This is a genomic window from Streptomyces sp. SAI-127 (assembly GCF_029894425.1).
Lineage (GTDB): Bacteria > Actinomycetota > Actinomycetes > Streptomycetales > Streptomycetaceae > Streptomyces.
Genome location: NZ_JARXYJ010000001.1, coordinates 3,338,428 through 3,354,211 on the forward strand (window position 1 = coordinate 3,338,428; position 15,784 = coordinate 3,354,211).

Sequence of the window (15,784 nt, forward strand, 5' to 3'; positions counted from 1 at the left end):
ACATTGCCGGGATGTGAATTCTTTTCACCGGCACATGCCAACCCGCAAGCAGGGCCCTTCTGCCTCTGGACGAGCGGTCGAGTGCGGAGTTACCTGGCATACGGGGGAAGTGCGAGCGCACGTCACGGGGGCTACGGAATCGGGCACAGAGGGCAACTCTCGGCGGATTGGGGCGCTTATCCATGACACCTACGCTCGTGCGGCAGCACCTGTCTCATACGGGAGAGCGATCCCGTGCGGACCTCGGTGCACGCGCGCGTGACTGGTCCGAAATCCAGGAGCGGATGCTGGTTCCGCTGTACGAGGCCGTCTACGAGCGACTGGAAGTGGGCCCCGCGACGCGGGTGTTGGGTCTCGGCTGCGGCAGCGGGCTGGCCCTGCTGATGGCGGCCTCCAGAGGCGCGGCGGTCGCCGGTGTCGAGCCCTCCTGCCCGGAACGGCTGGCGCTCGCGCGGCAGCGGCTGCTGGCGGAGACGTGGGGCACGCGCGCGCGTGCCGGCACCCGGCTCGTCGAGGGAGCCCCCGGGGACACCGCCGACGCCGGCACTCCCCCGTACACCCTCGTGACCGCCTTCGAGCCGATCGGGTGTCTCGCGGGCGACTCGGAGGGGCTCGGTGAACTTCTCGCCTCGGCGACACCGCTCGCCGAGCGGGGAGCGCCCGTGGCGCTCGCCGGCTGGGGTCCGCCGGAGCGGTGCGCCACGTCGTCCGTGCTGCGCGTGGCCACCAAGCTGGCGGATCCGCTGCGCAGCACGGGCAGTTGGCGCCCGGCCCTGCGCGACGACCTGGAGGAGGTCGCCCAGCGGGCGGGCCTGAGGCCCGACGGCTCGGGGCGGGTGGCCTGCCCCTTCGGGTACGCCGACCTCGACAGCGCGCTCAGGGGACTGCTGTCGACCGGCATCTTCGACGCGGCCATCGAGGCGACCGACCAGGCGCAGGTGGACAAGGAGGTGACGGAAGCCCTGCATCCGTATCAGCGCCGGGACGGCACGGTGTGGATGCCGAACGTCTTCCGGTACCTGATCGCGAGGGTTCCCTAGGCCTCCGCGTCCTTCTTCAGTCTCGTGATCCCGGCGATCCGGTACGCGTCGGTCTCCTCCAGCGTCTCGCTCGCCAGCAGGGCCTCGGCCAGCGCGTCCAGTTGCCCCCGGTGCTCGGTGAGCTTGCGGAGGGCCTCCGCGTAGCAGTCGTCGACGATCCGCCGCATCTCGCTGTCGATCACATCGAGGGTCTGGGGCGCGGCGGCGAGGCCGTACGCCTGCTGGGCGTCGCTGGGGAGGGCGGACAGGCGTCCCACCCGCTCGCTCATCCCCCACCGCGCGACCATCCCGCGCGCGATGTTCGTGACCTGTTCGAGGTCGTTCTCGGCACCGGTCGTGACGACGCCGTAGACGACCTGTTCCGCGGCCATGCCGCCGAGCGCGCCGATGATCCGTCCGCGCAGGTACTCCTCGGAGAGGGCGTACCGCTCCACCTCGGGTGTCGACATGGTCACCCCGAGCGCCCGGCCGCGCGGCACGATCGTCACCTTGCGGACCGGGTCGGCGCCGGGCTGCAGCATGCCGAGGAGGGCGTGCCCGCTCTCGTGGTACGCGGTACGGCGCCGGTCCTCCTCCGGCATCACCAGCGTGCGCTCGGCCCCGAGCTGCACCTTCTCCAGGGCCTCCGACAGGTCGGACTGCGTCACCTGCTCCTGCTTGCGCTTGACGGCGAGCAGCGCGGCCTCGTTGGCGAGATTGGCCAGATCCGCTCCTGTCATGCCCGGGGTCGTGCGGGCCACCCGGGCCAGGTCCACCTCGGGCGCGAGCGGGATCTCGCGGGTGTGGATGGCGAGGATCGCCTCGCGTCCGGCGCGGTCCGGCGGGGAGACGTTGACCACCCGGTCGAAGCGGCCGGGCCTGGTCAGGGCCGGGTCCAGGATGTCGGCGCGGTTGGTCGCCGCGATGACGACGACGCCCTCGGACCCCGAGAAGCCGTCCATCTCGGTGAGGATCTGGTTCAGCGTCTGCTCCCGCTCGTCGTGACCGCCCACCGAGGCGCCGCCGCTGCGGACCCGCCCGATGGTGTCGATCTCGTCGATGAAGATGATCGACGGCGCCACCTTGCGGGCCTCGGCGAACAGCTCACGGACCCGGGACGCGCCGACACCGACGATCATCTCGATGAACTCGGAGGCGGAGGCGGAGAAGAACGGCACGCCCGCCTCGCCCGCCACGGCGCGCGCCAGCAGGGTCTTGCCGGTGCCGGGCGAACCGGCGAGCAGCACACCGCGGGGCATCTTCGCGCCCATCCTGCGGTAGACGTCGGGGTGCTCCAGGAAGTCGACGACGTCGTCCAGCTCGCCCTTGACCTCGTCGATGCCGGCCACGTCGGCGAAGGTGGTGCGCTGGGTGCCGGGCCGCAGGCCCACCGGCTTGGGCGGCGCCTTGCGCCCGAGCATGCCGCCCGCACCACCCACCCCGCCGCCGCCGAGCCGCCGGGCGAAGAAGATCCACACGGCGACCAGGATCACGATCGGCACCAGCGAGAGCAGCAGGTTGGCCAGCAGACCGCGCTGCTGCACGACCGGTCGCGCGGTCACCGTGACGTCGTGGCTGCTCAGGTTCTTCCAGAGGGCGTCGTCGGCGAAGGCCGGGCGCTGGGTCCTGAACTTGGTGTAGTCGCCGCCGCCGTCGGGGTCGTCCCGGGACTGCTTGAGCTGGCCCTGGATCGCGTCGCCCTTGGAGTAGATCTTGTCGACGTTGCCCGCGTCGACCTGTCTGCTGAACTCCGTGTAGGAGATCGTCGGCTCGTCGCCCCCGCCGAGGTAGTTCAGCCCGACGTACACCAGCAGGAAGACGATCACGGCGGTGACGGCCAGTCCCCACCAGCGGCCGCGCGGCCGCCTGCCCCCGGGGGGCCGTGGTCCGTCGTCCGGTGTGCCCTCGGTGCGCCAGGGCTGGTCGGGGGCTTTGCGCGCCGGAGCGGCATTGCTCATATCTGGACGTTACGGCAGACCTCGGACCTCGGCACGCGCTGAGGGCGCCCTCCGGCAGGGAGGACGCCCTCGAAGTCGTACGGAACTCAGCCCATGAACTTCTTGAACTCGTCCGGCAGCTCGAAGTCCTGCGGGGCCTGCTGGCCGGGCACGCCGAAGGCGCTGCCCGCCTGGGCGGCCCTGCGCTCGGCCTCCTCCTGCTCCTGCTGCTTGCGCTTCATCGGGTTGCCGGAGCGCTGCTTGCCCTTGGCCTTCTTCGGCTGCTTCTTGGCGCGGCCGGGGCCGCCGCCCATGCCCGGGACACCCGGCATGCCCGGCATCCCGCCGCCCTGGGCCATGCGCGACATCATCTTGCGGGCCTCGAAGAACCGCTCGACGAGGTTCTTGACCGCGCTGACCTCGACGCCGGAACCCTTGGCGATACGGGCGCGGCGCGAGCCGTTGATGATCGTGGCGTCGGCGCGCTCGGCCGGGGTCATCGACTTGATGATGGCGGCCGTGCGGTCGACGTCCCGCTCGTCGAGGTTGTTGATCTGGTCCTTGATCTGGCCCATGCCCGGGAGCATGCCGAGCAGCTTGGAGATGCTGCCCATCTTCCGGACCTGCTCCATCTGGGCCAGGAAGTCGTCCAGGGTGAAGTCCTGGCCCTTCTTGGACGCCAGCTTGGAGGCCATCTTCTCGGCCTCTTCCTGACTGAACGTCTTCTCCGCCTGCTCGATCAGGGTGAGCAGGTCACCCATGTCGAGGATGCGGGAGGCCATCCGGTCAGGGTGGAAGGCGTCGAAGTCCTCGAGCTTCTCGCCGTTCGACGCGAACATGATCGGCTTGCCGGTGATCTGCCGGATCGACAGGGCCGCACCACCGCGGGCGTCACCGTCGAGCTTGGAGAGCACCACGCCGTCGAAGCCGACGCCGTCGCGGAAGGACTCGGCGGTGTTGACCGCGTCCTGGCCGATCATCGCGTCGACGACGAAGAGGATCTCGTCGGGCGAGACGGCGTCGCGGATGTCCGCGGCCTGCTGCATCAGTTCCTGGTCGATACCCAAGCGGCCGGCGGTGTCCACGATCACGATGTCGTGGACCTTGGACTTCGCGAACTCGATGGAGTCCTTGGCGACCTTGACCGGGTCACCGACGCCGTTGCCCGGCTCGGGCGCGTAGACCGCGACACCGGCGCGCTCGGCGACGACGCTGAGCTGGTTGACGGCGTTGGGACGCTGGAGGTCGGCGGCGACGAGCAGCGGCGAGTGGCCCTGCTCCTTCAGCCAGTGGCCGAGCTTGCCCGCGAGGGTGGTCTTACCGGCACCCTGGAGACCCGCCAGCATGATCACGGTGGGCGGGTTCTTGGCGAACCGCAGCCGCCGGGTCTCGCCGCCGAGGATCGTGACGAGCTCCTCGTTCACGATCTTCAGGACCTGCTGCGCGGGGTTCAGCGCCCGCGAGACATCGGCACCGAGGGCACGCTCCTTGACGTTCTTGATGAACGTCCGGACGACCGGGAGGGCCACGTCCGCTTCCAGGAGGGCGATCCGGATCTCGCGCGCGGTGGCGTCGATGTCCGCCTCGGAGAGCCGTCCCTTGCCGCGCAGGTTCTTGAAAGTCGCTGAGAGGCGATCGGAAAGAGTATCGAACACGGCGCTCGCGGTCCTCGGGGTCGGTGGCAGCTGGGAATCGCCCTCCAGGGTATCCCGGCGACACACGTAGCCGGGATCCCCCGGTCAGCCCCGCAAGGTCTCCTCCAGCTTCCGGGCCACGGAAGCCGCTTCGCCGGCCCCGAGCGGGGCGCCCTTGGCGTCGGTGACGTAGAAGGCGTCCACCGCGTTGGCGCCCAGCGTCGACACGTGCGCGCTGCGCATCCGCACCCCGGCGTCCTCCAGCGCGCGTCCGATGCGGAACAGCAGTCCCGGGGCGTCCTGGGCCCGCACCTCGATCACCGTCGCGTGCCGGGAGGCCGCCGGAGCGACCGTCACGCGGGCGGCGGGCGCGATGACGCCCCGGCGCCTCGGATACGCGGCGTCGCGCTCGGCCAGGCGCCCGGCGACGTCCAGCGAGCCGTCCAGGGCCCGTACGAGATCGGCGCGCAGCCGGGCGGCCTGGGGCAGCGAGCCGTACTGGGCGGCGACCCGCCAGTTCAGCAGGAGCACGGAGCCCTCGACACCGTCGGGCAGGTCCAGGGCCCGCAGCTCCGCCGTGCGGACGGTCAGCCGGTGCACGGCCAGCACTCCGGCGACGGCGGGCAGTACGCGCGGCTGGTCCGGTACGGCGATGAGGAGCTCCACGCCGAGCGGCTCGGGGTCCCCGGCGGGCTGGCCCTCCGCGACAGCCGGCGACTCGGTCTGCGCGCGCAGGGACAGCACCGGGCTGCCGGTCGCCACCGCCTCGATGGCGAGCCGTTCCTGCTCGGCGGTGGGCGCGGCGGCCTCCGGCTCGTCGAGGTCGTCCCCGGCGAGCACGGCGGCCACCCTCTTGACCAGGTCGGCGACGAGCGAGCCCCGCCAGGACGACCAGGCGGCCGGCCCGGTGGCCAGGGCGTCCGCCTCGGTCAGCGCGTGCAGCAGCTCCAGCGTGCCCTGCGATCCGACCGCCTCGGCGACCGAACGCACGGTGGCCGGGTCCTCCAGGTCACGCCGGGTGGCGGTGTCCACGAGCAGCAGGTGATGCCGTACGAGCGTCGCGAGTACGGCGACGTCGTCGCGGTCGAATCCGATGCGCGCGGCGACGTCCTTCGCGATGATCTCGCCGGCCACCGAGTGGTCGCCGGGCCAGCCCTTGCCGATGTCGTGCAGCAGTGCGGCGACGAGCAGCAGGTCGGGACGGTGGACGCGCCGGGTGAACTCCGAGGCGCGGACGGCCGTCTCGATCAGGTGCCGGTCGACGGTCCAGATGTGCACGGCGTTGCGCTGGGGACGGCACCGCACCCGCTCCCAGTCGGGCAGCATCCGGGTGATCAGCCCCTCGGCCTCCAGTGCCTCCCAGACGTCGATGGTGGGCTGGCCCGAGCCGAGCAGAGTCACGAGCTGCTCGCGCGCCTCGGCCGGCCAGGGCGTGGGCAGCGGGCGCACGCCGACCGCCATGCGCCGTACGGCGTGCAGGGAGAGCGGGAGTCCGGCCTGTGCGGCGGCGGCCGCGGCACGCAGCGGGAGCACGGGGTCGCGATCGGGGCGCGCGGCGCGGGCGAGCACCACCTCGCCGTCCTGCTCGACGACCCCCTCCGCGAGCGGTGACCTCTCGGCCACCGGCTTGCCGCCCCCGAGCATGGCGCGCAGCCGCGGCCGCACGGCACGCGACCTGAGGACGCGTCCCACCTCGCGCCAGGTGACGTCACTGGCGTACGAGATGACCCGCGCGGCTTCGTAGACCTGGCGCAGCAGGGTGTCGGCGTCGAGCAGGCCGAGCTCGGCGGCGACCTGGTCCTGTTCCTGGAGCGCGAGCCGGTCGGTCGCGCGGCCCGTCGTCAGATGCAGGGCGTCCCGGACGTCGAGCAGTCGGCGCCGGGCGTCGTCGAGGCCCTCCCGCGGGGCGTCGGCCAGCCATGAGGCGGCGACGGCACGCAGGGCGGTGGCGTCCCTCAGGCCGCCACGGGCCTCTTTGAGATCGGGTTCGAGCAGGTACTGCAGTTCGCCCTGGCGCTCGGCACGCTCGGCGCACAGTTCCTGGAGCTCGGGAAGGCGCTTGGGGGCCTGGTTGCGCCAGTCGGCGAGGACCGCCGTCCGCAGGCCCGCCGTCAGCCCCAGATCGCCGGCGATGTGGCGGGCGTCCAGGAGGCCGAGCTGGACTTTCAGATCCTCCGCGGCCGTCTTGCGGGCCTCCGCGGGTGTGCGCACGGAGTGGTCGAGGGCGAGACCGAGGTCCCACACGGGGTACCAGATGCGGTCGGCCAGCGCGGCGACCGCGCCGGAGTCGCTGCCGTCGTGCAGCAGGACCAGGTCCAGGTCGCTGCGCGGGGACAGCTCGCCGCGGCCGTAGCCGCCGACGGCGATCAGGGAGACCCCGCGCAGTGCCTCGGCGCCCGCGGTGAACAGCCCGGAGAGCCAGTCGTCCGTCAGGTCGGCGAGGGCCGAACGGCGCGGCGGCCCGGACCGCGCCCCCTCTTGGAGGAGGCGCAGCCGGGCCGCCGCGTAGCCGCTGGGTCCCGAGTCCTCTACGTCCTTGTGCACGTCCGTGCTCGTCACCCAGCAGCTCCTGTTCTGTTCTTCCGTCAGAGCGCGTCCGGGCCGCGCTCGCCCGTCCGGACCCGTACGGCGGTCTCGACCGGCAGGGACCAGACCTTGCCGTCACCGATCTTGCCAGTGCGGGCCGCCTTGACGATGACGTCGATCAGCTGCTCGGCGTCGTCGTCCTCGGCGAGGACCTCGATGCGGATCTTCGGGACCAGGTCGACGGTGTACTCGGCACCGCGGTAGACCTCGGTGTGGCCCCGCTGACGACCGTAGCCGCTCGCCTCGGTGACCGTCAGGCCGTGGACCCCGAAGGCCTGGAGGGCTTCCTTGATCTCGTCGAGCCGGTGGGGCTTGACGACGGCGGTGATGAGCTTCATGCGTCCACCTTCTTGCCCGCGTCGTCGGCCGGGGCCGTGACGGAGGTCCGGGCGGCGCCGCCACCGGCACCGCTGAAGTCGTATGCGGTCTCGGCGTGCTCGGCCTGGTCGATGCCCGAGACCTCCTCGTCCTCACTGACCCGCATGCCGATCGTCTTGTCGAGCAGGAAGGCCAGGATCGCGGAGGCGATCAGGGAGTAGGCGAGGACCGCGAAGACACCGGCACACTGCTTCCAGAGCTGGTCCGCGTTGCCGCCGTAGAAGAGGCCCTTGACGTCGGACTGGCCCTTGCCGCTGGCGAAGAAGCCGATCAGCAGGGAGCCGATGACACCGCCGACCATGTGGACACCGACGACGTCCAGGGAGTCGTCGTAGTTGAACCGGTACTTCAGGCCGACGGCCGCGGCGCAGGCGACACCGGCGATGGCGCCGATGCAGATCGCGCCGATCGGGGTGATCGCACCACCGGACGGGGTGATGGCGACCAGACCGGCGACCGCGCCGGAGGCGGCGCCCAGCGTGGTGAACGCGCCGTGGCGGATCTTCTCGTAGACGAGCCAGGCGAGCATGGCGGCCGCGGTGGCGATCTGCGTGTTGACGAACATCAGCGAGCCGACGCCGTCGTCGTTGCCGAGCCACGAGCCGGCGTTGAAGCCGAACCAGCCGAACCACAGCAGGCCGGCGCCGAGCATGACCAGCGGGAGGCTGTGCGGGCGCATCGGGTCACGCTTGAAGCCGACGCGCTTGCCGATGACCAGGATCACACCGAGTGCCGCGGCACCCGCGTTGATGTGGACCGCGGTACCACCGGCGAAGTCGATCACACCGAGCTCGAAGGCCCAGCCGCCGGTGCCCCAGACCCAGTGCGCGACCGGGAAGTACACGACCGTCGCCCACAGCGCCACGAAGAGCGCCCAGGCGGAGAACTTCACGCGGTCGGCGATCGCGCCGCTTATCAGGGCGGGCGTGATGATGGCGAACATCATCTGGAAGACGGCGAAGGCGAGGACCGGGATCGTGTACCCGGACCAGATGTCGCCCTTGTCAATGCCGGTCCATCCGAAGAAGTCGGATTCCCAGCCGATGAGCGAACCGTGGTCCGTTCCGAACGCCATGGAGAAGCCGTACAGCACCCACAGGATCGTGACGATACCCATGCTGATGAAGCTCATCATCAGCATGTTGAGGGTGCTCTTGACGCGGACCATGCCTCCGTAGAAGAAGGCGAGACCCGGCGTCATGATCAGCACCAGAGCGGAACAGATCAACATGAAGCCTGTGTTGGCCACAGACAGTTTGTCTGCGGCGAGCGTGATGGCGGTTGGTGCCATCGGCGTCTCCTCGTCGTAGGTACGGCCCCGTGCGGGCGAAGCCAGAGCGGAATGAGGGGTGGGCCGGTTATGCGCCATGAGATTGGCGCAGCGCCGTTTCGGTGGAAGCCCCTCGTTGTTTCACCGCCGTGACGAAGACGCCTTGTGTGTTACGCGTCGATGAACTGGCAGATATGGGCCGCGTCGATCGTTATCGTGGCGCAACCTTCGCCCAAGGAGTCAAACCGGCCGCGGTCGGCCTTCCGATGACCTGGCATGGGGGAGCCGAGTCGGGCAGTTCGGGAGGGCCGGCCGCGGCCGGGGTTCTGGGGATTCAGACGGCTTCCGCGGTCTCCGGGAGTTCCACGGCGAGCTTGTCGGTGAGATCCACGACCTCGGCGAGATCACCGAAATCGCGTACAGCCGTGTCGACCGTCTTTCGAATACGAGTGTTGACGCGCTCGGAGCGGACCTTCTTGGCGATGTGCATGGCCTGTTCCACCAGTACGGTGCTCTGCTCGGGCTCGCGCCGGAGCAGGTGCACCGTGGCCATGCCGACGAGATTGAGTGCGTACGACCGCTGGTGCTCGCCGTCCTTGGAGAAGAGCTCCACCGCCCGCTGCATGAGGGGCTCGGCCAGGGAGGCGTAGGTGGGGCTGCGCCCGGCCACGTAGGCCAGGTCCCGGTAGGAGTGGGAGTTCTCGCCGTACAGCTCGGCCTCCGAGAAGAACCGGATCCAGTCGGGGTCCGGCTCGTCCCACTCGTCGGCGTCGGCGAAAACGTCCTCGGCCATCCGGACCGCCCTCTTGCACTTGCCGGGCTGCCCCATGTTGGCGTAGGCGCGTGCCTCCATCGCATACAGCATCGACTGGGTGCGGGGGCTCGCACAGTCCCGGCTGCCGTACTGCGCGAGGTGGATCAGCTCCAGGGCGTCCTCGGGCCGCCCGAGGTGGATCATCTGACGGCTCATGCTGGACAGGACATAGGAGCCGAGCGGCTTGTCGCCTGCCTCCTTGGCCGCGTGCAGGGCGAGGACGAAGTACTTCTGCGCGGTGGGCTGCAGTCCCACGTCGTACGACATCCAGCCCGCGAGTTCCGCCAGTTCGGCGGCGACCTTGAACAGCCTGCGGGTGGTGGTCTCGGGCTGGGGCTCCTGGAGGAGGTCCGTCACCTCGTGCAACTGACCGACGACCGCCTTGCGGCGCAGGCCGCCGCCGCACTGGGCGTCCCACTGGCGGAACATCTCGGTCGTCGACTCGAGGAGGTCGAGCTCGGGCCGGGAGAGACGGCCGACGCGCCGGGACGCGGCGGGGTCGGGTTCCCGGTGCGGGGTGGCGGCGGGCCCGGGGACGAGCCAGCGCTGCATGGGCTCGATGAGGGACGGGCCCGCGGACAGGACCAGCGAGGTCCCGAGGAAGCCGCGCCGCGCCAGCATGAGGTCGCTGCGCGAGAACTCGCTGAGCAGGGCCACGGTCTGCGGGCCCGTCCAGGGCAGGTCGACCCCGGTCGCGGACGGTGACTGGCGGGCGGCGCGCAGTCCGAGGTCCTCGACGGAGACGACGCATCCGAACCGCTCGGAGAACAGCTCGGACAGGATCCTGGGGATGGGTTCGCGGGGGTTCTCGCCGTCCAGCCAGCGGCGCACCCGCGAGGTGTCGGTGGAGATGTGGTTGGCCCCCAACTGGCGGGCCCTGCGGTTGACCTGGCGGGCGAGCTCGCCCTTCGACCAGCCGCTGCGCTCGAACCAGGAGGTGAGCAACTCGTTGGGGCGTTTGTCGGCCTGGGAGGAGCTTTGCGCGGCGCTCCCGGCGCCCGTCCCGCTTCCGCTGTTGCCGCCCACTGGAACGCCCCCATCCCTGAGACCACTTGTCGCCGAGTGCGCCAAGCCTTATCAGAATGCCGGTAAATACGGCCGTTCGTCCGGCAGTTGTCAGCCTTCGAACGAGGAGCCGACTTGCCACCGGCATACCCACAAGTGCATGTGCCCCCAGGACTCGTGCACTCAAAGTAATCCTACGATCACGCGTCCAGCCATGGCGATCCCGGAAACGCCACCATTCGCCACCCCTTCGAATGAACCTACGGTCGCCTCCACACGATTCACTTGACATAGACCGAGCAGGGGTAGGCGGAGCGGTGCACTCAGGGGCGCACATGACCCAGCGCACCACCCGGGGCACCTCCGAGCGCCGACATCGCCCGGAAGAAGCAACGGAGAGTGACTGGCCGCGTCCGTCGCGTAACCACCGGCGCGCTGGACCCGTTGGAGGGGGCATGGGCTTCACGATCGGCGGCATTCGGGAGATCCGTTCCGGTACCCGCAGGCGCGGCCGCTCCTCGGAGTGCACCACCGTGGCCGAGTTCACCGGACTCTGGGGCTGGGACGTCGTCCCGGGCGCGCGCGCTTCTGCCGGCGCCTGCTCCTGCGGCCGCGCGGACTGCCTTTACCCCGGCGCCCACCCCCTCGACTTCGCACCCCCGGTCCCGGCCGGGGCCACCCTCGACGACGTGACCAAGGCGTGGTCCGAGTTCCCCGGCGCCTCGGTGATGCTGCCCGTCGGCCGTGCCTTCGACGTCATCGAGGTCGCCGAGCCGGCCGGGCGCCGCGCCCTGGTCCGCCTGGAGCGCATGGGCCTCCCCCTCGGCCCGGTGACCGCGACCCCCGAGGGCCGCGCCCAGTTCTTCGTCGCCCCCGGCGCCGCGTCCGACCTGAGCGAGCTCCTCTACCGCATGGGCTGGGACGACGCCGCCTCCCTCGACCTGCGCGGCCTGGGCTCCGGCAGCCACATCACGGCTCCGCCCTCGGACCGCGGCGGCCTGGGTCCGGTCCAGTGGCTGCGCCCGCCTTCCCTGGACACGGCGACCAAGCCGCCGGCGGCCCGTCTGCTGCTGGGGACGCTGGCCTACGTGGCACACCGGTCACGGGCATAGACGAACTCGGCGAAGCGCCCGCTCCCCACTGCATCCGGGGGCGGGCGCTTCTTCGCGTTCCACCGCTTCTCACTCGCCGCGTGTACGGCGTCTCACGCGCCGGCCGTATGGCGCCTCAGTCGCCGATCAGCGCATCCACGAACGCCTCCGGCTCGAACGGCGCCAGGTCGTCGGCGCCCTCTCCGAGGCCGATCAGCTTGACCGGCACGCCCAGTTCACGCTGGACCGCGACCACGATGCCGCCCTTGGCCGTGCCGTCCAGCTTGGTCAGGACGATGCCGGTGATGTCGACGACCTCGGCGAAGACGCGGGCCTGCACCAGGCCGTTCTGGCCGGTGGTGGCGTCCAGGACCAGCAGCACCTCGTCGAGCGGGGCGTGCTTCTCGACGACCCGCTTGACCTTGCCGAGCTCATCCATGAGACCGGTCTTGGTGTGCAGCCGCCCCGCGGTGTCGATGAGGACCACGTCGACCCCCATCTCCTTGCCCTCCTTCACCGCGTCGAAGGCGACGGAGGCGGGGTCGCCGCCCTCGGGTCCGCGCACGGTGTGGGCGCCCACCCGCTCGCCCCAGGTCTGGAGCTGGTCGGCGGCCGCGGCACGGAAGGTGTCCGCGGCACCCAGGACCACGCTCCGTCCGTCGGCCACGAGCACGCGCGCGAGCTTGCCGGTGGTGGTGGTCTTGCCGGTGCCGTTGACGCCGACGACCATCACGATGCCCGGCTTGCGCTCCGCTGGCTCGGTCTTCACCGTGCGGTCGACCTGGGTGCCGACCAGCTTGAGCAGTTCCTCGCGCAGCAGCCCGCGCAGTTCGTCCGGGGTGCGCGTGCCGAGCACCTTCACCCGCTCGCGCAGCCCGTCGACCAGCTCCTGGGTGGGGGCCACTCCGACGTCGGCGGTGAGGAGGGTGTCCTCGATCTCCTCCCAGGTGTCGTCGTCGAGGTGCTCGCGCGACAGGAGCGTGAGCAGCCCCTTGCCGAGCGCGTTCTGCGAGCGGGAGAGCCGGGAGCGCAGACGGACCAGGCGGCCGGCGGTGGGCTCCGGGACTTCGATCTCGGTCGGGGGGAGCTCTTCTACGACGGGCGGCGCCGAGCCGTCCGGAAGGTCGACCTCCTCTATGGTCCGGCGCGGTTCGTCGCGCGGCGTCTCGGCCTCGTCGCCGACGTGCGGCTCGGCCGGAGGGGCGGTGATGTCGGGCGCGGCGGGAGGCGGCGGGGGCAGCGGCTTCTTGCGCCGACTGCCGACGACGAGCCCGCCGAGCACACCGAGCACGACCACGGCGATGACTACAGCAAGGATGACGGTTTCCATAACGCACCCAGTATCAGCCATGGGTCACGGCCGAACCCAGCTCGTGTTTTCACACGGGCAAAATAGCCACAAAATGGCTTTTAGTAGGACTAATGTGCGATGACTGCCCATGAGCGGTCTCGAAACCCACGGCCTCGAACAGATCCCCGAGGCCGAGCGCACCGCGAAGACACGTGAGCTCTTCCCCACCTGGGTCGCCGCCCTCGACTTCTGGCAGACCCTGGTCGTCGGCGTCACCGCGCCGATCGTGTCGTACGGCCTGGTCGGGCTGATCTCAATCGCCGGCAAGCGCGGCGGCGCGCCCGGCATGGCGCTGTCCCGGGCGGTGTTCGGACAGCGGGGCAATCTGCTGCCCGGGGCGCTGATCTGGGTCGCCCGCTGGGGCTGGGAGACGATCAACGCGGTGACCGGTGCCTACGCGCTGATCGTCGTGACGCTGCTGCTCTATCAAGGCCGTGCAGAGGTGCGCCACGTGGGCATCCTGGCTGTTCGGCGCCTTCTCCGTCCTCGTGCTCGCCCGTCTGGTCGTCGACACGGACTGGGGTGAGGTCTTCGGGCGGGGCGCGGGACCGGCGTCGGCGATGATCACGGCCGTCGGTCTGGTCGCCGCGGGCGGGATCAGCTGGGTGCCCTCCTCCCCCGACTTCACGCGCCATCTGCCGGGTACGGCCTCCTCGGCCGCGATCGTACGCAACACGGTGGGCGGCGCCGGCGTCGTCGTCCTGCCGCTGCTCCTCATGGGCATGGTCATGGCGTCCGCGACCCCGGACCTGGCCTCCGCCCCCGACCCGGTCTCCTTTCTGGGCGAGATCCTTCCGCTCTGGCTCGCCGTCCCCTACCCCCTGATCGCCCTGGCCGGCACGCTGCTGATCAACTCGATGTCCATGTACTCCGCGGGCTTCACCGCGCAGACCCTCGGCTTCCGTGTCCCGCGGCACTGGGCGGTCTCGGCCAACGCGGTGATCTCGCTGGTCCTCGGCGGCATCCTCATGCTGGCCGCGAAAGCTTCATGGGCACGTTCGTGGCCTTCCTCTCCCTTCTCGCGGTGGCCTTCTCGGCCTGGGCCGGGGTCTTCGGCGCGGACCTGCTGCGCCGTACGTCGTACGACGGCGAGGCGCTGCTCGACACGACACGGACGAGCGCCTACTGGTACCGGGGCGGCTTCAGCCCGGCGGCCCTCACCGCGTGGGCGGCCGGGCTCGGCGCCGGGCTGCTGTTCACCACCTCCGACTGGTTCACCGGCCCGCTCGCCTCGAACAACCCGATGGGCGAGTACGGCCTCGGCTGGGCGGCGACGATCGTGATCTCGGGGCTGCTGTACACGGTCATGCCGAAGCCGGCGGTCGTCGAACCGGCCGGGCGGACGACTGAACGAGTCGACGCCGCAACCTGATCCGCGACTCGGCGCCCGCTCTCGTGCCGGGCGGCGCGGGCCCCGGAGCGCACCCGACCGCATCGGTCCTCGGCCTTCTGCGACGGGTTCGGGTGGCGCCTCCCGGCTGTGGATCACGCGTGCCGTGGAGGACAGCCCGCCCCGACTGGGGACGGACCAGTGCGCCGCACCACAGCAGGGCCTGCCGGCGCCGCGTGTTCCCCTTGATGCCCGTGACATCGGCGGCCCGGGATCCGCCCTACGGCCCGCGCGTGCCGCCGCCATGGCAATCTGACGCCTCGTCAGCTACCGTCCCCGCACCACCCGCCCGGTGAAGGGAGACCCCCATGCCCGTCACGGTCGTCCGTTTCAACCTCGTCGAGCCCGGCGCGACGCCCGCCTCTCTCAGCGCCCGCTACCGGGCCGCCCTGGACATGGCCGCGTACGCCGACGAGCACGGGATCACCACCGTGCAGACCGAGGAGCACCACGGTGTCGACAACAACTGGCTGCCGTCGCCGTTCGCCTTCGCCGGCGCGGTGTTCGGCGCCACGCGGAGGATCGCGGTCACCGTCTCCGCCGTGATCGGCCCGCTGCACGACCCTCTCCGCCTGGCCGAGGAGATCGCCGTACTGGATCTGCTGAGCGGCGGACGACTGGTGACGGTCGCCGGGATCGGGTACCGACCCGAGGAGTACGCCCTGTTCGACGTGGAGTGGAAGCGGCGGGGCCGGCTGCAGGACGAGCTGCTGGAGACCCTGCTGAAGGCCTGGACCGGCGAGGAGTTCGAGTACCGGGGTCGTACGGTACGGATCACCCCGCGCCCCTTCACCGACCCGCACCCCCTCCTCCTGGTCGGCGGCTCCTCCCGGGCCGCCGCCCGCCGGGCCGCCCGTCTGGGCCTGCCGTTCTTCCCCAGCGCCCACCTCCCGGAACTGGAGGCGTACTACAAGGAGCGGCTCGTCGAGTACGGCACCGAGGGCTGGACCATGATGCCGACGGCCGAGACACCGTTGCTGCACATCGCCGAGAACCCGGACGAGGCGTGGGCGCGTCACGGAGAACACTTCCTCCACGAGGCCCGGACCTACGCCTCCTGGCAGTCCGGCGACATCCGCTCGGCGGTCCGGTCGGCGGCGGCGAGCGTGGAGGAGCTGCGCGCGGAGGGCGTGTACCGGATCCTGACGCCGGACGAGTGCGTGGAGCAGGGCCTCGACAACCTCGTCCTGCATCCGCTGGCGGGCGGGATGCCGGTGGAGGAGGGGTGGCGGAGTCTGCGGTTGTTCGCGGAACGGGTGCTTCCGGCACTGAACGGCTGAGCCGGGCGATATCCGGTGGTCGACGAGGA

The 15,784-nt window shown here is 70.9% G+C and carries 10 protein-coding genes and 1 pseudogene; 4 read left to right on the forward strand and 7 right to left on the reverse strand.

The features are described from left to right. Positions 1-182 precede the first annotated feature (182 nt). Positions 183-1,040, forward strand: a complete 858-nt coding sequence (locus M2157_RS15075; protein WP_280862370.1) for an SAM-dependent methyltransferase — start codon at positions 183-185, stop codon at positions 1,038-1,040. Here the strand turns inward: M2157_RS15075 and ftsH are convergent. The 6 genes from ftsH to M2157_RS15105 all read right to left on the reverse strand — a co-directional run bounded on the left by ftsH (position 1,037) and on the right by M2157_RS15105 (position 10,664). Continuing rightward, complete coding sequence (gene ftsH / locus M2157_RS15080) at positions 1,037-2,977, reverse strand: ATP-dependent zinc metalloprotease FtsH (RefSeq protein WP_280862371.1); 1,941 nt, start codon at positions 2,975-2,977, stop codon at positions 1,037-1,039. The two genes, M2157_RS15075 and ftsH, sit on opposite strands and share 4 nt — an antisense overlap. Positions 2,978-3,063: 86 nt before the next feature. After that, positions 3,064-4,611 carry a signal recognition particle protein gene (ffh, locus tag M2157_RS15085; RefSeq protein ID WP_280862372.1) on the reverse strand — a complete coding sequence of 516 codons (1,548 nt, stop codon included), beginning with the start codon at positions 4,609-4,611 and terminating at the stop codon, positions 3,064-3,066. Between the two features lie 84 nt (positions 4,612-4,695). Next, the gene (locus M2157_RS15090) at positions 4,696-7,149 is read right to left on the reverse strand and encodes a [protein-PII] uridylyltransferase (protein ID WP_280862373.1); all 2,454 of its coding nucleotides are present in this window, start codon (positions 7,147-7,149) and stop codon (positions 4,696-4,698) included. A gap of 26 nt (positions 7,150-7,175) precedes the next feature. Continuing rightward, positions 7,176-7,514: a P-II family nitrogen regulator gene (locus tag M2157_RS15095; protein ID WP_003997576.1), complete on the reverse strand. Its 339-nt coding sequence runs from the start codon at positions 7,512-7,514 to the stop codon at positions 7,176-7,178. Then, positions 7,511-8,845, reverse strand: a complete 1,335-nt coding sequence (locus M2157_RS15100; RefSeq protein ID WP_266527546.1) for an ammonium transporter — start codon at positions 8,843-8,845, stop codon at positions 7,511-7,513. Before M2157_RS15100 ends, M2157_RS15095 begins: the two co-directional genes overlap by 4 nt. A 313-nt stretch (positions 8,846-9,158) precedes the next feature. Then, positions 9,159-10,664 (reverse strand): hypothetical protein, encoded by a 1,506-nt coding sequence (locus tag M2157_RS15105; RefSeq protein ID WP_280865481.1) that lies wholly within the window; start codon positions 10,662-10,664, stop codon positions 9,159-9,161. Positions 10,665-11,098: 434 nt separating this feature from the next. On the opposite strand from M2157_RS15105, the gene M2157_RS15110 reads away from it, so the two are divergent. Further along, positions 11,099-11,755: a bifunctional DNA primase/polymerase gene (locus M2157_RS15110; protein WP_280865482.1), complete on the forward strand. Its 657-nt coding sequence runs from the start codon at positions 11,099-11,101 to the stop codon at positions 11,753-11,755. Positions 11,756-11,870: 115 nt separating this feature from the next. On the opposite strand, the gene ftsY is transcribed toward M2157_RS15110, so the two are convergent. Beyond that, positions 11,871-13,064 carry a signal recognition particle-docking protein FtsY gene (gene ftsY, locus M2157_RS15115; RefSeq protein ID WP_280862375.1) on the reverse strand — a complete coding sequence of 398 codons (1,194 nt, stop codon included), beginning with the start codon at positions 13,062-13,064 and terminating at the stop codon, positions 11,871-11,873. Positions 13,065-13,173: 109 nt separating this feature from the next. Here ftsY and M2157_RS15120 point away from each other — a divergent pair. Together M2157_RS15120 and M2157_RS15125 are read left to right on the forward strand one after the other, a co-directional pair. Next, positions 13,174-14,457, forward strand: a pseudogene (locus tag M2157_RS15120) (cytosine permease). A gap of 326 nt (positions 14,458-14,783) precedes the next feature. After that, positions 14,784-15,755, forward strand: a complete 972-nt coding sequence (locus M2157_RS15125; RefSeq protein ID WP_266527530.1) for an LLM class flavin-dependent oxidoreductase — start codon at positions 14,784-14,786, stop codon at positions 15,753-15,755. The last annotated feature ends 29 nt before the right edge of the window (positions 15,756-15,784 follow it).